Genomic DNA, 21,868 nt, shown 5'->3' on the forward strand with positions numbered 1-21,868 from the left:
GAGGGCGAATGCGGCCTACAGTCGGGGTGATGAACTGCAATCTCCCGGGTCATTTCGGCCATCATCGTTATCTCCGCTACCACGACCTGCAGTCCGCGCAGTACGGCGGTCGCGTGCAAAAAGTGTCGCTCAACGCCGGGTTCACCTGTCCGAACCGCGACGGCTCGCTGGGGCGGCGGGGGTGCACCTTCTGCAACAACGCCGGATTCACGCCGGCGTATCTGCACCGGTTGCGCGGCGTCCCGCAGCAGCTTGACGAAGGCATCACGCGCCTGCGCGACCGCTTTCCGAACATCCGTCATTTTTTTGCCTACTTTCAGGCCTACACCAATACCTACGGCGAACTCGAGTCGCTCAAGGCGCAGTACGAGGCCGCGCTGGCGCACCCCGATGTCGACGGGCTGGTGATCGGCACACGGCCGGATTGTCTGCCCGAGCCGCTGCTCGAGTATCTCGGCAAGCTTGCCCGAAGCGTGCCGGTGGAGATCGAAATCGGCATCGAGTCCTGCAACGACACGGCATTGCGACGGGTCAAGCGCGGCCATGACTTTGCCGCGAGCGTCGACGCGATCTGGCGGGTGGCCGCGCGTGGCTTGCCGGTGACCGGCCATCTGCTGTTCGGCCTGCCGGGCGAGACCCGCGAATCGCAACTCGAGGCTGCAGCCACATTGTCGCAATTGCCGCTGGCCTCGCTCAAACTGCACCAGTTGCAGGTCATCCGCGGCACAGCGATGGCACGCGACTGGCGCCGCAATCCCGCGTCGCTGCCGTTGCTTGGCGTGGCGGACTATGTCGAACTGGTCGTCGATTTTCTCGAACGACTGTCGCCGACGATCGCGATCCAGCGCATCGGCAGCGAAGTGCCGGCACGCATGCGGCTGGCACCGGATGATGCGATCCCCTTGTCCGCCTTGCAGCCGCGCGTTGCGACCAGGCTGGCAGAGCGGAAAACCTGGCAGGGGCGCCTGTTTCAAGGTTGAGTTCGTCGGTGCGGCTTTGGGCTTGCGTGGATTGAGACCGTTCCACTTCACGGCAGGCGCCGGCGGATGTGGCGTGCCTTTCCGGATTCCCCGGCTGCGCCGTGTTGCAGTCAGGTGCGTCAAGGCAAATCGGCGTTCCGGCGCGTACCCCGATTGCAGACGAAAAAAAGCCCGGCTAGCCGGGCTTTTTTGATGCGGGAGGATTACTCCGGACGACGCGGGCGGTCGAACGACTTGCCTGCCGGGCGTTCGCCACGCGGCTTGCCGACCGGCTTGTCGCCGCCGAAGCCACGATCGCTGAACTGACGCTCGCTGCGATCGCCGTAGCTGCGGCGCTCTTGCGGGGCACCGAACTCGCCGCGCGGTGCACGGTCCTGACGGTCGCCGTAGCTGCGTTCCTGACGCGGCGCGCCGCCGAACTCACCACGCGGTGCACGATCCTGACGATCGCCGTAGCTGCGGCGCTCTTGCGGGGCAGCGAACTCGCCGCGCGGTGCGCGGTCCTGGCGGTCACCATAGCTGCGACGCTCTTGCGGGGCGCCGAACTCGCCGCGCGGCGCGCGATCCTGACGGTCGCCGTAGCTGCGGCGTTCTTGCGGTGCGCCGAAGTCACGACGCGGCGCGCGGTCGTTGCGATCGCCGTAGCTGCGCTCGCCTTGCGGCTTGTTGAAGCTGCGTTCGCCGCCGAAGCTGCGCTCCTGGTGCGGTGCGTCGCCGAACGACGGGCGATCTTCACGCGGTGCGCGGTCGGCGTAGCTGCGTTCGCCACGATCGCTGCTGAAGTTGCGGTCACGCTGGCCGTAGCCACCTTCGCGACGGAAGCTGCCGCCGTCACGGTTGCCACCGTAGCCGCCACGGCCGCCTTGCGGACGACCACGGCTGTCGCCACGCGGTGCGCGGTTGGCCGGGTTGAAGTTGGCTTCGAGACCTTCGACGGCCATCGTTTCGACTTCGATTTCGTAACGGCGACGGATCTTGGTCAGCAGGTGGAAGTCGTTCTTGCCGACCAGCGACACGGCGCGGCCTTCGCGGCCGGCACGGCCGGTACGGCCGATCCGGTGCACGTAGTCTTCGGCGAACTTCGGCAGGTCGAAGTTCAGCACTAGGCCGATGCCGGCGACGTCGATACCGCGGGCGGCAACGTCGGTGGCAACGATCACGTCGATTTCACCGCGGCGCAGCTTGTCGAGCACCTTGCGGCGCATGCGTTGCGGCAGGTCGCCGTGCAGTGCGTCGGCGCGGATGCTGTCCATGCGCAGTGCGTCGGCCACGCTGTCGGCATCGACCTTGGTCGCGGTGAACACGATGCTTTGCGTATTCGGTGCGCCGTTGATCAGGGCTGCGGTCAGCTTGATCTTGTGTTCGTAGCCGTCGGCATAGTGGATGGCCTGGGCGATGTTGGCGGTCGGGCTGCCCGTCGGTGCCAGTTCGACACGGACCGGATCCTTCATCATCGGCGCGGCAAAGCGCTGGACGGTTTCCGACAGCGTGGCCGAGAACAGGGCGGTCTGGCGTTCGGCCGGCAGTTGCGACACGATGGTTTCGATGTCGTCAATGAAACCCATGTCGAGCATGCGGTCGGCTTCGTCGAGCACCAGCAGTTCGAGGCGACGGAAGTCGATGCGGCCGCCGTTCATCAGGTCCATCAGGCGGCCCGGGGTGGCGACGACGACTTCGACCGGCTGCGACAGCTGCTTGTGCTGAACCGGGTACGGGGTGCCACCAACGATGCTGACGACCTTGCAGCGCGGAATGCGGCGGGTGAACTGGGTTGCAACCTTGGCAACCTGTTCGGCCAGTTCGCGGGTCGGGGTCAGGACCAGCACGCGCGGACCGCGGCTGTGGTGCTTCGGCGCCATGCCGAGCTTGTGGATGGCCGGCAGCAGGAAGGCTGCGGTCTTGCCGGTACCGGTCTGCGCCGAGGCGAGCAGGTCGTGTCCGGCGAGGATTTGCGGAATTGCCTGGGCCTGGATGGCGGTCGGCGCGTGCAGGCCGTTCTGGGCCAGATCGCGGACGATGTCGGCCGACAGGCCAAGGGCTTCGAAGGAATTGGTTTCGGTTGCAGCGGCGGCAACGGGCGCATCGATGGCAGCTTCAACGACGCTGTCGAGGGCGGAAATGTTCTGGGTATTGTTTTCGGTATTCATTGCGACTTCCTTGCAGGGTGAAGCCGTTCTTGGGCAGACAAGACGACGAAACCCAGGCCCGCTGGGGGAGCGGGCAGGCGATTCGAGTCCATTGGCCTGGTCACGGCGTTGAAACATGCCGCTAACCAGAATGAACCGCGAACGCGAAGGAACCGGATGAAAGGTCAGGGGCAATGCAAAAAACGAGCCCGCGTCAAGCGCGGGCCGTCGATCTGTTGCGTACTATGCCAGATAATTCGGCGCAGGGCAACAACGTTATGATTTCACGTCGGTTTTTTCCGGGGTGCCGTACAGGCCGGTGAGCAGTTCGCGCAGGATGCGTTGCTCGATCGCTGCCCGTTTGCCCAGTGGCGCCGGCAGCTGCAGGTGGAGGGTGATGTCTTCTCGCTCCTCGAGCGACATGCGCAGGCGGGGTTCCAGCGTCGGCGTTTCGACCGCATAGCTGCGTTCCAGCTGGCGGGCGTGGTGCTTCAGGTCATCGGCGTAGTCGGCGACGATGGTGTTGGCGCTTGCCAGCAGCAGTGTTTCGGCGCGCTGCCAGTCGGCCTCCCGGTCGATCGAGACGTGGATGGTCTGGATCACGTACTGGCCCAGCGCGGTTTCGTTGAACAGCGGTTGTGACAGCAGCAGGCTGTTCGGGAAGGTGACCGAGCGGCCGACGGTTCCCTTGTGCGTCTGGACCTGACTCGATTCGTGCAGCGTCGTGCACAGCAGGTTGGTATCGATGACGAGGCCGCGCAGACCGTTGATTTCGATCCGGTCGCCGACCGTATAGGCATTGCTGCTGGTGCGGTAGATCGAGCCCATGCCGCACAGGATCATTTCCTTGGTCGCCAGCACGATGGCGGCCGCGATGGCGACCAGTGATACGGCCAGTGTTTCGATCTCGTTGGCCCAGATCAGGGCCATTGCCAGCACGAACAGGATCAGCACCGTATTGCGCAGGGTGACCAGCGAGCGGCGGCGCAGCTCCGGACTCAGGTCATGGCGCTTGAGGATCGCCCGGTGGATCAGCATGCGCACCAGCAGCAGCGCGGTGATGAATACCAGCGAGACGGTCGCGTCGCGGACGAAGGCGCGGTCGATGAAGGAGGGGAGCCAGTCGGCGATCAGCATGGCATCGGATCGGGTGGAGGGCGCTCCAGTCTAGCAGTCGATGCCGGTCCGGGCGATGCGCAAGATTCAACCCTTGGGTGCCTTCATGCGCTGCTTCGCGGTCTGGCGCTCCTGCTCGCTCTTCATCAGCAGCGTATAGGCGATGTAGTACTTGAAGATGCTGCTGACGTAGGTGACCGTTTCCGGACCGATCTTTTCGGCGGCGACGACCTCGACGTTGTTGAACCACTTGTTCGGGTCCAGCCCGCGCTTGCTGGCTTCCTTGCGCAGCTGGCTGATGCGGCCGGCGCCGGCGTTGTAGGAGGCGAACGCAAACAGTCCCTTGTTGAGCGTGTTCATCGGTTCCTTGGCGTAGTACTGGTCGATCATGAAGCGGATGTACTTCACGCCGGCATGGATGTTCGGCTCGACCTGGCGCACGTCGCCCACCTTCATTTCCTTGCCGGTTGCAGGCATCAGCTGCATCACGCCGATGGCGCCCACGTGGCTGCGCGCCTGCTGGTCCAGTCGCGATTCCTGATAGCCCTGAGCCATCATCAGCAGATAGTCCATCTGGTACTGCTTGCCGTAGCGCTGGAAAATGGCTTTGGTGGATTCGAAGCGTTGCAGGTCGGTGGTTTGCAGCGCGTTCTTGACGAAGTTCTGCTCGCCCAGATAGCGCTTGAGGATGGTATTGCCGAACGTCGTCCCCTGGCCGTGACTCTTGATGAAGGCATCCAGATCGGCTTTCAGTTGCGGGCTGTTCTTGCGCATCATCATCGCGAGCTGACCATTGGCATTGATGACCAGGTCGCTGCGGACCTGCAGTTTGGGCAGCACCTTGGCCCAGAGTTTTGCCTTGTAATCGTCAACGACGGCTGCCTTGAGCAGGCCGCTGTTGACCATCTCGAGCAGGTCTTCGTCCTGAAGCTCTTCGGCCGCCGCTTCCAGCCTGATGAGCGACCGTTTTTCCCTGGCGAAGCGCTGGTTGAGCTGCTGCAGATGGGTCCAGTAGCTCGACGATTTGCGCACATACAGCGACTGGCCAGCCAGATCTTCAAGCTTCGCCAGCTTGGGCGAGTTGGGGCCGGTGACGATGACTTCGTTGATGTTGGTGAAGGTCGGGGTGGTGAAGTCCACCTGTTTGAGTCGCTCGGGCGTAATGGTCAGGCCTGCCGCGGCAATGTCGCCGCGTCCGGCCAGCAGTGCCGGAATGATCTGGTCGCGCCGGGTCGGCACGAAGAGGACGAAGATCTTGACGTTGCCGGTTTTCAGCCGTTTGTTGAGTTCGTCTTCGTAGGCCTTGAGCGCTTCATAGCTGGCGCCGCGTTGCTGGCCGTTCTCGACCCAGTAGTGGGTCTTGGAATAGACCACGAGCACCCGGATCAGCCGGCGCTTGATCATGCCGTCGAGGTCGCCGGTATAGACCGGGTTGGCATACGGCAATTCGCCGTAGATGCGTGCCGGCGCAGACGCGGGGGCAGAAGCGGGCGGCGCGGCGCCCAGATTCGCGCCAAGGCTGACGATCAGCCCCAGCAACAGGGATTTGATGATGTTGCCTGACATGACGGCCTCCCCGGGCCGCTTGCGGCCGGTGCCTCCCTGTTGATGTTTTCAGGATAGGCTGGCCGGATCGACGATCCGACCGTACATCGGGAAGAGCAGACGACCGGCGTTCAGCGCAGTTTTCGCTGGGCGGCGATGATCAAGCCGGTGACGACCGCGAAACCGGCCAGATAACGGTACATGTCCTGACAGGCGAGCAACTGCGCTTGCTGGGCGAGCAGCCGGGCAAGCTCGGCCTGGGCGCCGGCCAGCGCCTCTGCGTCGCCGAATCCGTTTTGCCTGAAAACGTCGGCCATGTGCGCGAGCCAGCTGTCGATTTGCGGGTTGCCGGCGTGCACGGCGCCAGCGAGATTGTCGTGGACGGCGAACTGGCGGTCCTGCAGCAGCACCGCAGCCAGGGCGCTGGACATCGAGGTGGCCAGCTGGCGCATGAGGTTCTTGCCCTGATAGCCATGACCGAAATAGGCGTCGCCGAGTTCGCTGAAGGTCAGGCCGGCTACCGGCAGGACGACCATCACCGAAAACAGTCCCTGAAACGCGAGCCCATACATCAGCCAATGGGTGTCCACCCCCGGCGGCATCAGCGAGAACCACCAGCACACACCTGCCATGATCAGCGTGCCGGCCAGCATCAGCGGTTTCTTGTCGGGCAGCCCCCGGCTGAAACGGATGTAAAGCATGACAGCCACGAAGGTTGCCACGCCGGCGAAACTGTCGAGCCAGCCGACCGCAATCAAAGGCAGCCCCAGGCCGCGTTCGGCATAGATCGGAAACAGGTAGCCGCTGAAATTCTTGATGGCGTAGTAGAGAAAGTACAGTCCCAGCCCGGTGAGGTAGACCGGATTGGCCAGTACCCGCAGGTGCAGGATCGGCTGCGGATGGCGCCACTGGTGCACCAGGAAGACCAGCAGCAACGTCAGGCCGCCACCGGCCAGCAGCAACAGCCGGAACGGATGCGCAAACACGTCGTAGCGGGTGTCGCTGAGCATCAGCTGCAGGCACAGCACCGCAGTGCCGAACAGCAGCAGCCCGCCGATGGCCAAGGGTTCGCGCTCCGTCGCGGGTTCGGCATCGGGCAGCAGAAACCATGCGCCGAGCAGCGCCAGTACGGCAGGCGGCAATGCGCCATAAAACACCATGTGCCAGCTGCCGTTGTCGACAAGGGTGGCAGCCAGCAACGGTGCAATGCACGACGCACTGAAAATGCCGTACATGAAGTATTTGACCGCCAGCGCCCGTTCCGGCCCCTTGAACATCAGCGGGATCAGCACGCGCGAACTGGTGAAGAAGGCGCCGCCGCCGACCCCCTGCACGAAGCGGAACAGCGTCAGGCTGCCCAGACTGCCGCTTTGCGAGCAGCCGATGGTGCCGATGATGAACAGGGTCAGCGCCGCACAGAGATAGCGGCGGTAGCCGAACCGCCGCACCGACCATTGCTGTTTGACGATCATCATCAGGCTGCCGATCGCATACGCGGCCTGCGCCTGTGCGAATTCGCGCGGTGCTGCACCGATGCCGCCCATGATGTGGCTGGCGGCAAACACGAACATCATGTTTTCCAGGAATTCGACGCCGGTGATCAGCCCGAGCAGGGCCATCAGCAGGCGTTTCTTGCCGGCACGAAGACGCGCGTGCAGGCGCAGCCGGGTGATCATGCCGGCGACAAACCCCGGTCGATGCTGCCGAGTGCGGCGAGCAGCATCGGTTGCAGGTCCGGATCGACCAGCGTCCAGCAGGCTTCGTATGCGGTGTAAACCGAGGGAACAGCCTGTTTCTGCAGTGCGCGTCCGGCGTCGGTGACGCTCAGCTCCAGTCCGCGCCGGTCGGTTGGCGACGGGGAGCGGGCCAGCAGACCGCGCTTTTCCAATGCATCGAGCAGCCGGGTGATCTGGGTGCGGGTGGCATCGAGCGTAATGCTGAGCTCGGTCGGGCGCATCGGGCCGTCGACCTCGCTGGCCAGCAAGGTCAGGGCGAGGTATTCGCGCATGTCGAGACCATGCGGTGCCAGCGCGGCGTTGATCCGGTTTTCGAGCAGGTGGGCCGCGCGGAACAGCCGCCGCGATGCGATGATGGCATCGCGGGGGGCGGCAGGATTGGTGGCGCAGATGTGCTCGATGCGGGCTTCAAACTCCATGACGGGTCCTTATTTGATTATCAAATAAATAATATCATATGAAACAAAATGCAGGTGTGCCGAGCTTGGAACAAGGTATTGTGGAAAACCGCCGTTTCGCCGGCGAAGGCAGTTTGTTACCCTGACGGGTTGCTTCGAAGATGGCCAAGCTGGGTCCGGCTCGCGCCGGACGTGTTCAATCTCTATAGAACTCCTGTATGCAAGAACATCAAACTCATGCCGCCGATGGCGGCGCGCCCACCTTGCGGCGCAGCCTCAAGGCGCGCCATCTGACGATGATCGCCATTGGCGGCTCGATCGGCACCGGGCTGTTCGTCGCCTCCGGCGCAACGGTGTCGCAGGCCGGCCCCGGTGGTGCAATTGCCGCTTATGCGCTGATCGGCCTGATGGTCTACTTCCTGATGACCAGTCTGGGCGAGCTGGCGGCGTACATGCCGGTGGCCGGTTCGTTCTCGACCTACGGCGCCAAGTACGTCGACGAGGGCTTCGGTTTCGCGCTGGGCTGGAACTACTGGTACAACTGGGCGGTCACGATTGCGGTCGAGCTCGCTGCGGCGCAGCTGGTGATGCACTACTGGTTTCCGGATGTGCCGGGAATTTACTGGAGCGCGCTGTTTCTCGGGCTGATGTTCCTGCTCAACTACATCTCGGTGAAAGGCTTCGGTGAGGCCGAGTACTGGTTTGCGCTGATCAAGGTTGTAACCGTGCTGGTGTTCATCGGCGTGGGCCTGGCGATGATCTTCGGCATCCTCAAGGGCGGGGCGCAGCAGAGCTTCGGCAACTTCACCACCGGCGATGCGCCGTTCGTGGGCGGCTTTCCGGCCATGCTCGGTGTGGCGATGATTGCCGGTTTCTCGTTCCAGGGGACCGAGCTGATCGGTGTTGCGGCCGGCGAGTCGGAAAACCCGCGCCGCAACATCCCGCGCGCGGTGAAACAGGTGTTCTGGCGCATCCTGCTGTTCTATGTGCTGGCGATCTTCCTGATCGGCGTGCTGATCCCGTATACCGATCCGAGCCTGCTGAAGAACGATGTGGCCGATATCGGTGTTTCGCCGTTCACGCTGGTGTTCCAGCATGCCGGTCTGGCTTTTGCCGCCGGTTTGATGAATGCGGTGATCCTGACGGCGGTGCTGTCTGCAGGCAATTCGGGCATGTACGCGTCGACGCGGATGCTCTACAACCTTGCAACGGAAGGCAAGGCGCCGAAACTGTTTGCTCGTTTGTCGAGGAACGGTGTGCCGCGCAATGCGTTGTATGCGACGACGGCGGTCGGTGCGCTGTGCTTCCTGACTTCGCTGTACGGCGACAAGGAGGTCTACCTGTGGCTGCTGAATACTTCGGGCATGACCGGTTTCATCGCCTGGCTCGGCATTGCGATCAGCCATTACCGCTTCCGCAAGGGCTTCGTGGCGCAAGGGCACTCGCTTGAAGACCTGCCGTACAAGTCGAAGTTCTTCCCGCTCGGGCCGATGTTTGCCTTCGTGTTGTGCATGGTGATCATGCTGGGCCAGAACTATCAGGCTTTCCTGCTCGACCGCATCGACTGGGTGGGCGTGGTGGCGACCTATATCGGCATTCCGTTGTTCCTCGCGATCTGGTGGGGCTACCGGATCAAGAACAAGTCGCGTCTGGTGGCCTATGCGGACATGGACTTCCCGCACGAGTCGGACAACGACAAGCGCTGATTCCTGCTGGCCACCTTGCCGGTGCAATAAAGCCGACCCCGACGGGTTGGCTTTTTTTCGTCGTGATGTCTCGGAGGTTCCGGCGCGACGATAGGGGGCAAGGTGGCTTCCGGGCTGGCTTTGTGGAATTCAGGTTGACCCGGAGTCGGAAGCGAGGGGTCGCCGCATGTCCGGTTCGATCGTGATCGAAAGCCGAATTGCCGCAGGCTGGAGCGACCACGTCCGCTGCGCCACAGCGTGCCGGGCAACAAAAAAGGCACCCGAAGGTGCCTTTCTTGTTGGGCCGAAGCTGGACGATTACTGCTCGCCAACCACGGTAACCTTCACTTCGACCACGACATCGTGGTGCAGCGCGAGGGCAATGTCGTACTCGCCGATGGCCTTGAACGGGCCTTCCGGCAGACGGACTTCCGACTTCTTCACTTCGATGCCGTTGCTGGTGAATGCTTCGGCGATGTCGGCGGTCGTGACCGAGCCGAACAGACGGCCGTCCACACCAGCCTTCTGGCTGATGGTGACGACGGCGCCTTCGAGCTGGGCAGCACGCGACTGGGCGCCAGCAAGAATGTCGGCCTGACGGGCTTCGAGTTCGGCGCGGCGCGCTTCGAATTCAGCCAGGTTGGCGTCGTTGGCACGCTTGGCCTTGCCTTGCGGGATCAGGAAGTTACGTGCGTAACCGTCCTTGACCTTGACCACGTCGCCGAGGCCACCGAGGTTTGCGACTTTTTCGAGCAGAATGATTTGCATGTCAGTTTCCCCTCGAATCAGTGCAGATCGGTGAACGGCAGCAGGGACAGCAGGCGAGCGCGCTTGATCGCGGTCGACAGCTGACGCTGGTACTTGGCCTTGGTGCCGGTGATGCGGGCCGGGATGATCTTGCCGTTTTCAGCAATGAAATCCTTCAGGATGGCGATATCTTTGTAATCGATATGCTTGATGCCTTCGGCGGTGAAGCGGCAGAATTTTTTCCGCTTAAACAGATGACGGGACATGTTAATTCCTCAATTCAGCAATTCAAATTCATTGATGTGCAAAACAAGACGACGGCGCTGGCGCTGACTGACTGCGGCAAAAAAGCCGCGAACCTTGAGCTGCTGGCCGGTGGTCAGCCGGTTGACTGCCAGTCCGACCGTGCCGACCGCGACGGCTTCCACTTCGATGTTGATCCGACGTGGCTTGCCGTTTTCCTCCTGGCTCGATTCGTGACTGATGACACAGTGCTGAACCGGTATGCCGGCGGGGGTGTATCGCAGCGGAGGCAGTTCGATCAGGGTGCCGCCGAGTATCGCCTTGTTTCGGTCAGGCACTTAGGCAGCAGCCTGGCCTTCCTGTGCCGGAGCAGTCAGCGACTTCGACTTCTCTTCCTTCATCATCGGCGACGCTTCGGTGACAGCGTGGTCCATCTTGATGATCAGGTGGCGCAGCACGGCATCGTTGAACTTGAACGCGTGTTCGAGTTCGTCCAGGGTTTCCTGGCCGATTTCGACGTTCATCAGGACGTAGTGTGCCTTGTGGATCTTCTGGATCGGGTAAGCCAGTTGACGGCGGCCCCAGTCTTCCAGGCGATGCACGGTACCGTTGCCGGTAGCGATCAGGCTCTTGTAGCGCTCGACCATGGCGGGCACTTGCTCGCTTTGGTCCGGGTGCACGATAAAGACGATCTCGTAATGTCGCATGTGTTCTCCTTATGGGTTAAAGCCTGCCGCTAGCGACGTCGGTCAGGCAAGGGGTAACTCACAATGATAGCCGATCGGCGCGCTTGCCTCAAGCGGCGCGCATGCGATCAGCGCTCGACCTGGTCAAGCTTGCCGCTGACGGCCGCCCAGGTCTCGTGATCCGGCAGCGGGTCTTTCTTCTCGACGATGGCCGGCCAGGATTTCGACAGTTCGGCGTTCAGTGCGATGTAGTCCTGCATGTCGGCCGGGACGTCATCCTCGGCATAGATGGCCTCGACCGGGCACTCCGCGACGCACAGCGTGCAGTCGATGCATTCGTCCGGATCGATGACCAGAAAATTCGGGCCTTCGCGGAAGCAGTCCACCGGGCAGACGTCGACGCAGTCGGTGTACTTGCACTTCACACAGGCGTCGGTCACAACGTAGGTCATCGTATTTGTCCTTTTCTTGGGGCGAGACGGTCGTCAGAATATTGCGATATTACCAAAGCCCCTACTTGGGTGATCGACGACGTGGCTATTTGCAAAGAATCCAGTGCGCTAATCCCTCGCCCGTACCGCGGTCGTTTTGCGCCCAGTCCCACCGGCGACTTGCATCTGGGGTCGTTGATGGCGGCGTTGGCAAGTTATCTGGAGGCGCGACAAGCCGGTGGCGAGTGGTTGCTGCGTGTCGAGGATCTGGATCCGCCGCGCACGGTGCCCGGGGCGGCCGAGCGGATCCTGCGTGTGCTCGAGGCTTACGGTTTCGAGTGGGATGGCGAGGTTTGCTATCAAAGTCGGCGTGGCGAGCTCTATCTTGCCGCGATCGAGCGGTTGAAGTCGGTGGACATGCTGTACGGGTGTGCCTGCACGCGTAAGGAAATTGCCGCAATTGCACATGCCGGCATCGACGGTCCGGTTTATCCCGGGACCTGTCGAGGCGGGCTGGCGGCTGGCGTCGAGGCACGTGCGTGGCGGGTACGGACTGACGACGCTGTTGTTGGCTATCCGGATCGTATTCAGGGTTGGCAGCAGCAAAATCTTGCTCAGCAGGTGGGGGACTTCGTGCTGCTGCGTGCGGACGGGCTGGTGGCTTACCAGTTGGCGGTGGTGGTCGATGATGCGGCGCAAGGCGTGACTGACGTGGTGCGTGGTTCGGACCTGCTGGATTCGACGCCAAGGCAGATCCGTCTGCAGCAACTGCTTGATTTTGCTACGCCCGGTTATGCGCACATCCCGGTGCTGGTCAACGAGCATGGCGAGAAACTGAGCAAGCAGACGCTGGCCCGGCCGCTTGATCCGGACTGCGGAGTTGAGGGCCTTGTTGCTGCTTTGAGGTTGCTGGGACAGTCGCCGCCTGCTTCGCTTTTGCGGGCGTCCCGTTCCGAGGTGTGGGCCTGGGCGTTGGCGCACTGGCGGATGGATGCATTGACCGGGCGGCGGACTGTTGCCATTGGCGAGATCGGTTCGGTTTCGGGTGGTTGATTCTTACGTTTTGCGCAATGAAACGTGTACGGCCTGCTGGTTGGGCCTTGCGTTTTTCGAGGCTGATTTTGACCGGAATCAGGGTGGCTTAATTCGCCTGAAAGCCGCGCCAATGGTGAATCCGCAACGGATTGCCGTGTGTTCCGGAGGCTGCCTTGCAAGCGCTTCAACCGGGGTGATATGTTGCGATCCAATATTCGGATAAAGCACTCAGCACCTGCTGGCTGAGCATTAAGCGCCCTTGGGGGGACAACGTGCAAATTCAATCCAAACTCAAAGCCTGCGTATTGGCAATGATGCTTGCCTCGCCTTGGGTTACCCATGCCGCCGGGCTCGGCAAGCTGAACGTGGTTTCCGGGCTGGGGCAGCCCTTCCGTGCAGAAATCGATCTGACGTCGGTGCAACCGGGTGAGGCCGATTCGCTGGCGGTCAGTCTGGCGTCGCCGGAGGGCTATGCCAACGCGCAAGTACCGTATCCGCCGAGTTCGCTGGGGTTGCGTTTCAATATCGACAAGCGTGCCAACGGGCAGTATTTCGTTCTGGTCACGTCGAGCCAGGCCGTCAGTGAGCCATTTCTCGGTCTGCTGGTCGAATTGAACTGGGCGTCCGGGCGTATCCAGCGGGAATACTCCGCGCTGATCGATCCGGTCGGTTATGGCTCGGGTTCGTCCGGTTCGGTCGAGTTGCCGGGGCGCGTGGTCAGCAAGGGAGGGGCATCGTCGGGTGCCGCCGGTTCGTCCAAGACAAGCAAGGTTGCGCCAAGTAAGTCGCCCGCTGCGACGCCATCGCAGCAGCCGCCGGCGGAGAAGTCCGAGAAGGCCGAGGGTGATGCCTACACCGTCAGGAGTGGCGATACGCTGTCGTCGGTGGCACGCAAGGTGCAGGGCGACGGTGTCAGCTACGAGCAGGTGCTGGTGAGCCTGTATCGCGCCAATCCGTCGGCATTCGACGGCAACATGAACCGGCTCAAGCGCGGCAAGATCCTGCGCATTCCGGATCGCGACACCATGGCCGCGGTCAGCCGCGACGAGGCGGCCAAGGAAATCCGCCTGCAGGGCGAGAACTGGAAGAATTATCGCAACCAGCTGGCCGCCGCGGCAGGCAAACAGCCGGCTGCCGATGCCGGGAACGGCGCAGCCTCGGGCAAGATTACTGCCAAGGTTGAGGACAAGGGACTGGCGCAGGCCGATGGCAACAAGGATGTGCTCAAGCTGTCCAAGGGCGGGCAGTCCGGGGATGCACAGCTGAAGGCGTTGCAGGACGAGGCACAGGCGCGACAGAAGTCGCTCGACGAAGCGAATCAGCGCGTTGCCGATCTTCAGAAGAACATCAAGGATATGGAAAAGGCCCTGGCGGTCAAGGCGCCGGCTGGCGTTGCGACGGCCGCCTCGGTGCCGGCGACGAGTGCGTCGGCCGTGCAGGCCGAGGTTGCTTCGGCTGTTGCCGAAGTTGCTGCCGCGAGCGCGGCAGCGCCGGTCGTCGCGTCGGCAGCGGCCGAGGCGAGCCCGGTGGCCAGGAAGCGCAAACCGATCGTGGTGGCTCCGCCGGTCGAAGAGCCTTCGTTCTTCGAGTCGATGTTCGACAATCCGCTCCTCATCGGTGGTGGTCTGGCTGCGGTCCTCGCCGGTGTGGGCGGCCTGTTCTGGATGCGGCGCCGCAAACCGGCACGCTTCGAGGACAGCTTCCTTACCGCGGGCGACCTGAAACCGAACACCGTGATCGGCAGCAGTGGCGGTGCGGTGATTACGACCCAGCCGACCGAAAACTCCTTCCTGACCGACTTCAGTCGTCAAGGTCTGGGGACGATCGACACCGACGAAGTCGATCCGGTTGCCGAGGCCGAGGTTTACATGGCCTACGGCCGTGACGCGCAGGCCGAAGAAATTCTTCGTGATGCCTTGGCCAAGGATGACAGCCGCAACGAAATCCGCCTGAAACTGCTCGAGATCTATGCGGCCCGCAAGGACAAGTCGGCCTTCGAGGAGGTGGCTTCGGCGTTGTTTGCCCAGGTCAACGGCCAGGGCGCGGTCTGGGAGCAGGCGGCCTATATGGGCCGGAATCTGGACGCCGCCAACCCGCTGTATCAACCGCGTTCCTCGTCGTCGCCGGCCGTTCCGCTGGCTGCGGCTGGTGCTGCTGCGGCCGCGGTTGCCGTGGCCGCTGCCGCGCCGGAGTCGAATCCGCTCGACGATCTGGATCTCGATCTGAGTGCCGACCTTCCGCACGCGCCTTCCGAGACGGCGGTTTCCGTCGGCGAGCCGCAAGCACAGGCGCCGCAAACCGTGGTGAGTACTGCAGAGCAGGCGGAAGTCGTTGCCAGAGAGGAAGCACTGCTGGCCGACCTGGATTTCAGCCTGGGCGAGGTCGAAGCGCCTACCGCTTCGGCGCTGGACGACCTGAGTTTTGATCTGCCGGTTGCCGAGTCGTCGCTGGACGCACCGACGGTACCGGTCGAGCTGGATCTTGATGCCGACGACGAGCTCGACTTCCCGCTGGACCTGAGTTTGCCGGAGCCGCCGGCCGCATCGATCGAGGCATCGCCGGCGACGTCTACGACCGACAGCCTTGATGACGAGCTGGCAATGGACTTCGATTTCGGCGAGCTGGCTTCGGTCGAAGCAGCGCCGATCGAGGCATCGCTGTCCGAGGTCGATCTTGCCGGTCTGGACCTCAGTCTGGGCGAGCAGAGCGACGCGGACCTCGATCTGGGTGAGGACGATCCGGTGCAGACCAAGATCGATCTGGCCAAGGCCTACCTCGACATGGGTGACACCGAAGGTGCGCGGGAAATCCTGCAGGAAGCACTGGGCGAGGGCGGCGAGCGGCACAAGGCGGAGGCGCAGCGTCTGCTTGCCGAGCTCTGATCCCCGGTGGTACGTGTGCATCCAGCCAATTGGATCTTGTGCTGGTTGATGGTGGCGTGCTGGTTGCATCGTTTGCAGCCCACGCCACTGGTTTTTTCTGCGCTGCTGCTTCTGGTGCTGGCAAGCCTGCGCGACCGGCGGCGTTGGTGGCGAACGCTCAAGCGTTTGCGCTTTCTGCTGCTGGCGCTGGTGTTCGTGTACGGCTGGAGTACGCCCGGTCTGCGCCTCGTGGCGTGGCTGTGGGCGCCGACCGAAGAGGGTTTGCGGTCGGGCGCGCTGCAGGCCATGCGCCTCGTCGGCATGTTGGCCAGCCTGCACTGCCTGCTCGCAGGTCTGGGGCACGAACGGATTTTTGCCGGGCTTTACACCTTGGCTGCCCCGCTGGCACTGTTCGGGGCATGGCGCGAGCGTTGCGCGTTGCGGCTTGTGCTGACCATGGATTACGCGGAAGCTTTGCTTGCCGCACCGCAGGTCTTGCGGAGCAACTGGCGCGCATGGCTGGACGGCGACGATGGCGCGCCGGTCGGGCCGGTGCGGTTGACCGTGTTGCCGCTGTCCGGTTGGCAGCGCGGTTTGTGTGCTGCATTGCTGGCTGCGATCGGCTTGATTTTGACGGGAGTGGGGTGGTGAGCCGCTACGCATTGGCGCTTGAATACGATGGACGCAGTTTCTGCGGCTGGCAGGTGCAGCCGCAGGCGCCGACGGTACAGGCTGCAGTCGAGGCTGCGGTGTCGCGCATGGCCGGACATCCGGTGCGCGTTCACGCAGCAGGGCGCACCGATGCCGGCGTGCATGCGAGCCGGCAGGTTGCGCACTTCGATACCGACGTCGATCGTCCGCTGACGGCATGGGTACGCGGGGTCAACAGCTTTCTGCCGCCGGGGGTGGCGGTGCTGTGGGCCAAAGCCGTGCCCGATGCATTCCATTCGCGGTTCGTTGCCCATGCGCGTCACTACCGTTACCTGCTGCTGAATCACCCGGTGCGACCGGCGTTGTGGGCCGGGCGGGTAGGCTGGATCCATCAGCCGCTGGATCTGGCTGCATTTCGCGATGCCGCGCAGCGACTGCTCGGTACGCACGACTTTTCGAGCTTTCGTGCGGCCGAATGTCAGGCCAAAACACCGGTCAAGACTCTGAGCCGGATCGAGCTGGCGCAGCAGGGTGACCTGCTGATGGTCGATTTTTCTGCCGACGCATTTCTGCACCATATGGTGCGCAACCTGATGGGGGCGCTGCTGCACATTGCCAAGGGCAACGAGGCGCCGGCGTGGATCGAAACGCTGCTCGCAGCTCGCGAGCGGGCCGTGGCTCCCCCCACCTTCATGCCCGACGGTCTGTATCTGGCGGGCGTCAGCTACCCCGCTGAATTCGGGCTCGATACCGAACCCTGTCAGCGGCATGGCCTGATTTGAATGCGGAGCGTGTAATGGTGTTTCCCAGAGTCAAGATTTGCGGATTGCGCGACGTGGAGACGGCGGTCGCGACAGCAAGGCTGGGGGCGGACGCGATCGGTCTGGTGTTCTACGCGCCGAGCCCGCGCTGTGTCGATGCGACGGCCGCAGCCCGTATCGTGGCGGCATTGCCGGCCTTCGTTTCCAGTGTCGGCCTGTTTGTCGATGCCGCGCCCGACTACGTACGCGACGTGCTGCGGCAGGTGCCGCTCGATCTGCTGCAGTTTCACGGCGACGAGTCGCCGGAGTACTGCCGGCAGTTCGGTCGTCCGTATATCAAGGCACTAAGGGTAAAACCGGATACGGATTTGGTAGAATGCGCCAAGCGCTATCACGATGCCCGTGGCCTGCTGGTCGATGCCTATGTGCCCGGCGTGCCGGGCGGGACCGGCGAGGCGTTCGACTGGGCCTTGCTGCCGAACGATCTGGTGCTGCCGCTGATTCTTTCCGGCGGCCTGCATCCGGACAATGTCGCGCAGGCCGTTGAGCAGGTTCGACCTTGGGCGCTGGATGTGTCCAGCGGCGTCGAACTCAGCAAGGGTGTAAAAGATCTGGCCAGGGTGGCTGCCTTTATCCGGGCGGCGCATCGGGCTGCAACCGAGACGACTGATGAACGATAAGCTTCGCTACAACCAGCCCGACGCACGTGGCCATTTCGGCCAGCACGGCGGCATCTATGTCGCAGAAACGCTGATGGCGGCACTCGACGAGCTGCGCGTCGAGTACGAAAAGGCCATCGCCGATCCGGACTTCATGGCCGAGTACCGCTACGAACTCGCCCACTATGTCGGCCGCCCCAGTCCGGTCTACCACGCCAAGCGCTGGTCCGAGCTGCTCGGCGGGGCGCAGATCTACCTGAAGCGCGAAGACCTGAATCACACCGGCGCACACAAGGTCAACAACACCATTGGCCAGGCGCTGCTGGCGCGCCGCATGGGCAAGAAGCGCGTGATTGCCGAAACCGGCGCCGGTCAGCATGGCGTCGCCTCGGCAACGGTGGCCGCACGTTACGGCCTCGAGTGCGTGGTCTACATGGGGGCGGAAGACGTGGCCCGGCAGTCGCCGAACGTTTACCGGATGAAGCTGCTGGGCGCGACCGTCGTGCCGGTGACCTCGGGTAGCAAAACGCTGAAAGACGCGATGAACGAAGCCATGCGTGACTGGGTCACCAACGTGGATTCGACCTACTACATCATCGGTACGTGCGCGGGCCCGCATCCGTATCCGACGCTGGTGCGCGATTTCCAGTGCGTGATCGGCGAGGAAGCCAAGGTGCAGATGCAGGACATGATCGGGCGCCATTTCCATCCTTACGTCGAAGTGCCGGGTGTACGGCTGATCGGCGTCGAGGCGGGCGGGCACGGCGTCGAGACCGGGCAGCATGCGGCGCCGCTGACGACCAATGCCAAGGTGGGTGTGCTGCACGGGCAGCGTTCCTACCTGATGCAGGATGCGAACGGCCAGATCGTCGAAACGCATTCGGTCTCCGCCGGTCTCGACTATCCGGGCGTGGGTCCGGAGCACAGCTATCTCAAGGACATCGGCCGCGCCGAGTATGTCGCGATCAACGATGACGAAGCGCTGAAAGCCTTCCACGACCTGTGCCGCTTCGAAGGCATCATTCCTGCGCTCGAGTCGAGCCACGCACTGGCCCATGCCGCCAAGATCGCGCCGACCATGGCCAAGGACCAGGTGCTGCTGGTCAACCTGTCCGGTCGTGGCGACAAGGACATTCCGACGATTGCCAAGCTCGACGGCATTCAGCTCTGATCACCGGCGGGCGCCGGAAGGCGCCCGCGCATTACTAGATGGTTCGATATCCATGTCCCGTATCCAGAAGACCCTTGCAGCCCTGAAGGCTGATTGTCGTCAGGCGCTGATTCCATTCATTACCGCCGGTGACCCGCGTCCCGGTTTGACCGTCGAGCTGATGCACGCCCTCGTCAAGGGTGGCGCCGATGTGATCGAGCTGGGCGTGCCGTTTTCCGATCCGATGGCCGATGGTCCGGTCATCCAGCGTGCGTCCGAACGCGCCCTGGCGCACGGCGTGAGCTTGCGCGACGTACTCGGCATGGTGGCCGAGTTCCGCAAGACCGATGCCGGGACGCCGGTCGTTCTGATGGGCTACGCGAATCCGGTCGAGGCCATGGGGTACCAGGTATTTGCGCAGGCTGCAGTCGCTGCCGGTGTCGACGGCGTGCTGACCGTCGATCTGCCGCCCGAAGAGGCCGAGGAGTGTGCGGCAACATTCAAGCGCCACGGCATCGATCCGATTTTCCTGCTGGCGCCGACCACGCCTGTCAGCCGTATCCAGGCGGTTGAACGGCTCGCCAGCGGCTACGTCTACTATGTTTCGCTCAAGGGCGTGACCGGTGCGGCGACGCTCGACGTCGCCAGCGTGGCCGCCAAGCTGGCCGAGCTGCAGTCGTATCTGTCGGTGCCGGTCGGCGTCGGTTTCGGCATTCGCGATCCCGAGTCGGCGCGTGCCGTGGCGGCCGTGGCCGATGCGGTGGTGATCGGTTCGCGTCTGGTGCAGGAAGTCGAGGCTGGCGAGGCCGGTCTGGCCGCACGGCTGACGGAATTCCTTGCCAGCGTCCGCGCCGCGATGGATACTGCGCGCCGCTGAAACAAGGAGATTCACGATGAGTTGGTTGCAGAAACTCCTGCCTCCGAAGATCAAGAGCCGCGAGCCCGGTTCCAAGTCCGCCGTGCCGGAAGGCCTGTGGCACAAGTGCTCGGCGTGCGGCTCGGTGCTGTACCGGACCGATCTCGAGAACAATCTCGACGTTTGCCCGAAGTGCAGCTACCACAACCGGATTTCGGCGCGCCGTCGCGTTGACCTGCTGCTCGACGCAGAGGGCCGCTTCGAGATCGGCGCCGAGGTACAGGCGGTCGACATCCTCAAGTTCAAGGCGGCCAAGCGCTACAGCGAACAGCTCGAGAACTTCAAGAAAAGCTCCGACGAGGACGAGGCGCTGGTCGTGGTGCAGGGCGCCATCCAGACCGTGCCGGTCGTGCTGGCGGTGTTCGAATACGGTTTCGTCAACGGCTCGATGGGTTCGGTCGTCGGCGAGCGTTTCGTGCGCGGCGTGAAGAACGCGCTGGAAAACAATCTGCCCTTCATCTGCATCGCCGCTTCGGGTGGCGCGCGGATGCAGGAAGGTCTGAACTCGCTGATGCAGATGGCCAAGACCTCGGCCATTCTGACCAAGCTGGCCGATCAGCGCCTGCCGTTCATTTCGATCCTGGTCGACCCGACCATGGGCGGCGTGTCGGCGTCGTTCGCCTTCCTGGGCGATGTGGTGCTGGCCGAGCCGGGTGCCCTGATTGGCTTTGCCGGTCCGCGCGTGATCGAGCAGACCGTGCGCGAAACGTTGCCGGAAGGCTTCCAGCGTTCGGAGTTCCTGCTCGAAAAGGGCGCGATCGACCGCATCGTCGACCGTCGTGACATGCGTCAGCAGCTTGCTCAGCTGTTGACGCTGCTGCAAAAGCAGGCGGCGGTGGGCGCCTGATGTCCCGGTTCGACGCCGAGACGCTGGACGCCTGGCTGCAACACCTCGAGCATGCGCATCACGCCGAAATCGACATGGGCCTGACCCGTGTCGATGCGGTGCGCAACGCCATGGGTCTGCAGCCCGGCTTTCCGCTGCTGACCGTCGGCGGTACAAACGGCAAGGGCTCGGTCTGTGCCTTTCTGTCGACCACGCTGCATGCGGCAGGTTATCGCGTCGGGACGTTCACCTCGCCGCACCTGCAACGCTACAACGAACGGATTGCCGTCGGCCTGGCACCGGTGTCCGACGAAGCCATCGTGGCTGCGTTCCGGGCGATCGAGGCTGCGCGCGGCGACGTTTCGCTGAGCTACTTCGAGTTCAACCTGCTCGCCGCCATGCACTGTTTCATGGCAGCGGGTGTCGATGTTGCCGTGCTCGAAGTCGGTCTCGGCGGCCGACTCGATGCCGTCAACGTTTTCGATGCCGATGTGGCCGGTATCGTCAGCATCGACCTGGATCACCAGGCGTTTCTCGGTAATGATCGCGAGTCGATCGGTTTCGAAAAGGCAGGCATCTTCCGGCGCGGCCGTCCGGCGTTCTGTGCCGATCCGAATCCGCCGCAAAGCCTGACCGACCACGCTGCCGCCGTCGGCGCGCCACTGCAACTGATCGGCAAGGATTTTGGTTACCAGCGCGAGGCCGAAGGCAATCAGTGGATGTGCTGGACTGCCGTTCAGCGGCGTCATGCGTTGCCGCTGCCGGCGCTGCGCGGCGCGTATCAGCTTGGCAATGCCGCGCTGGCAATGGCGATGCTGGATGCCTTGCGCGACCGGTTGCCGGTATCGATCGGCCAGATCAAGCGCGGCCTGCTTGAAGTCGAGTGGCCGGCGCGCTGTCAGGTGCTGCCCGGCCGGCCTCAGGTCGTGCTCGACGTTGCGCACAATCCGCATGCAGCCAAGGCACTTGCTGCCGCGCTGGACCAGATGGGGTTTGCCGCCAACCGGCATGCGGTGTTCGGCATGATGGCCGACAAGGACATTGCCGCCGTAGTGGATTTGCTGAAGGAAAAGGTCGATCACTGGCACCTTGCCGCGCCGGCCTTGCCACGTGCGGCGAGTGCCGACGTCCTGGCCGGGATCGTCGCCGCAGCCGCGCCGCAAGCGACGCTATCGCGTTATGATTCGGTCGCGGCAGCCTGGCAGGGTGCCGTACGGCAGGCCGGGGATGGTGATAGAATCCTCGCCTTTGGCTCCTTTTACACCGTTGCCGAAGTTCTGGCGGCGCGTGGACGCTGAGTATGGCTCGAGAAAACG

General features: G+C 63.3%; 21 protein-coding genes. 11 read left to right on the forward strand and 10 right to left on the reverse strand.

The annotated features are described in order from the left end of the window. Positions 1–29 precede the first annotated feature (29 nt). Complete coding sequence (mnmL, locus tag IE097_RS05185) at positions 30–980, forward strand: tRNA modification radical SAM protein MnmL/YtqA (protein ID WP_189459203.1); 951 nt, start codon at positions 30–32, stop codon at positions 978–980. Positions 981–1,183: 203 nt separating this feature from the next. Here the strand turns inward: mnmL and IE097_RS05190 are convergent, their stop codons facing one another. From IE097_RS05190 to IE097_RS05210, 5 genes are all read right to left on the reverse strand, one after another. Next, positions 1,184–3,127 (reverse strand): DEAD/DEAH box helicase, encoded by a 1,944-nt coding sequence (locus IE097_RS05190; protein WP_189459076.1) that lies wholly within the window; start codon positions 3,125–3,127, stop codon positions 1,184–1,186. Positions 3,128–3,382: 255 nt separating this feature from the next. After that, complete coding sequence (locus IE097_RS05195; RefSeq protein ID WP_189459077.1) at positions 3,383–4,243, reverse strand: mechanosensitive ion channel family protein; 861 nt, start codon at positions 4,241–4,243, stop codon at positions 3,383–3,385. A 66-nt stretch (positions 4,244–4,309) separates the two neighbouring features. Next, positions 4,310–5,788 carry an MltF family protein gene (locus tag IE097_RS05200; protein ID WP_189459078.1) on the reverse strand — a complete coding sequence of 493 codons (1,479 nt, stop codon included), beginning with the start codon at positions 5,786–5,788 and terminating at the stop codon, positions 4,310–4,312. A 110-nt stretch (positions 5,789–5,898) separates the two neighbouring features. Further along, a complete protein-coding gene (locus tag IE097_RS05205; RefSeq protein WP_189459079.1) occupies positions 5,899–7,443 on the reverse strand; it encodes an MFS transporter in 1,545 nt (514 codons plus the stop codon). Beyond that, on the reverse strand, positions 7,440–7,922 hold the full coding sequence (locus tag IE097_RS05210) for a MarR family winged helix-turn-helix transcriptional regulator (RefSeq protein WP_189459080.1): 483 nt from the start codon (positions 7,920–7,922) through the stop codon (positions 7,440–7,442). Before IE097_RS05210 ends, IE097_RS05205 begins: the two co-directional genes overlap by 4 nt. A 197-nt stretch (positions 7,923–8,119) precedes the next feature. Between IE097_RS05210 and IE097_RS05215 the strand changes: the two genes are divergently transcribed. After that, the gene (locus tag IE097_RS05215; RefSeq protein ID WP_189459081.1) at positions 8,120–9,607 is read left to right on the forward strand and encodes an amino acid permease; all 1,488 of its coding nucleotides are present in this window, start codon (positions 8,120–8,122) and stop codon (positions 9,605–9,607) included. Positions 9,608–9,904: 297 nt separating this feature from the next. Here the strand turns inward: IE097_RS05215 and rplI are convergent, their stop codons facing one another. From rplI to fdxA, 5 genes are all read right to left on the reverse strand, one after another. Continuing rightward, positions 9,905–10,354 carry a 50S ribosomal protein L9 gene (gene rplI / locus IE097_RS05220; RefSeq protein ID WP_189459082.1) on the reverse strand — a complete coding sequence of 150 codons (450 nt, stop codon included), beginning with the start codon at positions 10,352–10,354 and terminating at the stop codon, positions 9,905–9,907. 17 nt (positions 10,355–10,371) lie between these two features. Then, on the reverse strand, positions 10,372–10,599 hold the full coding sequence (gene rpsR / locus IE097_RS05225) for a 30S ribosomal protein S18 (RefSeq protein ID WP_189459083.1): 228 nt from the start codon (positions 10,597–10,599) through the stop codon (positions 10,372–10,374). Positions 10,600–10,608: 9 nt separating this feature from the next. After that, entirely contained in the window at positions 10,609–10,914 is a 306-nt protein-coding gene (priB, locus tag IE097_RS05230) for a primosomal replication protein N (RefSeq protein ID WP_189459084.1), read from the reverse strand. Continuing rightward, entirely contained in the window at positions 10,915–11,283 is a 369-nt protein-coding gene (rpsF, locus tag IE097_RS05235) for a 30S ribosomal protein S6 (RefSeq protein ID WP_189459085.1), read from the reverse strand. A gap of 107 nt (positions 11,284–11,390) precedes the next feature. Beyond that, entirely contained in the window at positions 11,391–11,714 is a 324-nt protein-coding gene (gene fdxA / locus IE097_RS05240; protein ID WP_189459086.1) for a ferredoxin FdxA, read from the reverse strand. Positions 11,715–11,825: 111 nt separating this feature from the next. Between fdxA and gluQRS the strand changes: the two genes are divergently transcribed. The 9 genes from gluQRS to folC all read left to right on the forward strand — a co-directional run bounded on the left by gluQRS (position 11,826) and on the right by folC (position 21,850). After that, on the forward strand, positions 11,826–12,746 hold the full coding sequence (gene gluQRS, locus IE097_RS05245; RefSeq protein WP_189459204.1) for a tRNA glutamyl-Q(34) synthetase GluQRS: 921 nt from the start codon (positions 11,826–11,828) through the stop codon (positions 12,744–12,746). Between the two features lie 293 nt (positions 12,747–13,039). Beyond that, positions 13,040–15,610, forward strand: a complete 2,571-nt coding sequence (locus IE097_RS05250) for a motility hub landmark protein FimV (protein WP_189459087.1) — start codon at positions 13,040–13,042, stop codon at positions 15,608–15,610. 15 nt (positions 15,611–15,625) lie between these two features. Continuing rightward, positions 15,626–16,240 (forward strand): CbiQ family ECF transporter T component, encoded by a 615-nt coding sequence (locus tag IE097_RS19260; RefSeq protein WP_268247080.1) that lies wholly within the window; start codon positions 15,626–15,628, stop codon positions 16,238–16,240. Continuing rightward, positions 16,237–17,022, forward strand: coding sequence for a tRNA pseudouridine(38-40) synthase TruA (truA, locus tag IE097_RS05255; protein WP_229797437.1), 786 nt, complete (start codon positions 16,237–16,239; stop codon positions 17,020–17,022). The genes IE097_RS19260 and truA overlap by 4 nt, the downstream gene beginning before the upstream one ends. A 14-nt stretch (positions 17,023–17,036) precedes the next feature. Further along, positions 17,037–17,681: a phosphoribosylanthranilate isomerase gene (locus tag IE097_RS05260; protein ID WP_189459205.1), complete on the forward strand. Its 645-nt coding sequence runs from the start codon at positions 17,037–17,039 to the stop codon at positions 17,679–17,681. Further along, positions 17,671–18,831: a tryptophan synthase subunit beta gene (gene trpB / locus IE097_RS05265; protein WP_189459089.1), complete on the forward strand. Its 1,161-nt coding sequence runs from the start codon at positions 17,671–17,673 to the stop codon at positions 18,829–18,831. Before IE097_RS05260 ends, trpB begins: the two co-directional genes overlap by 11 nt. A gap of 52 nt (positions 18,832–18,883) precedes the next feature. After that, positions 18,884–19,687 (forward strand): tryptophan synthase subunit alpha, encoded by an 804-nt coding sequence (gene trpA, locus IE097_RS05270; RefSeq protein WP_189459090.1) that lies wholly within the window; start codon positions 18,884–18,886, stop codon positions 19,685–19,687. A gap of 16 nt (positions 19,688–19,703) precedes the next feature. Further along, on the forward strand, positions 19,704–20,573 hold the full coding sequence (gene accD, locus IE097_RS05275; protein WP_189459091.1) for an acetyl-CoA carboxylase, carboxyltransferase subunit beta: 870 nt from the start codon (positions 19,704–19,706) through the stop codon (positions 20,571–20,573). Continuing rightward, the gene (folC, locus tag IE097_RS05280; RefSeq protein ID WP_189459092.1) at positions 20,573–21,850 is read left to right on the forward strand and encodes a bifunctional tetrahydrofolate synthase/dihydrofolate synthase; all 1,278 of its coding nucleotides are present in this window, start codon (positions 20,573–20,575) and stop codon (positions 21,848–21,850) included. Before accD ends, folC begins: the two co-directional genes overlap by 1 nt. Positions 21,851–21,868 lie beyond the last annotated feature (18 nt).

Source organism: Jeongeupia chitinilytica (assembly GCF_014652315.1).
Classification (GTDB): domain Bacteria; phylum Pseudomonadota; class Gammaproteobacteria; order Burkholderiales; family Chitinibacteraceae; genus Jeongeupia; species Jeongeupia chitinilytica.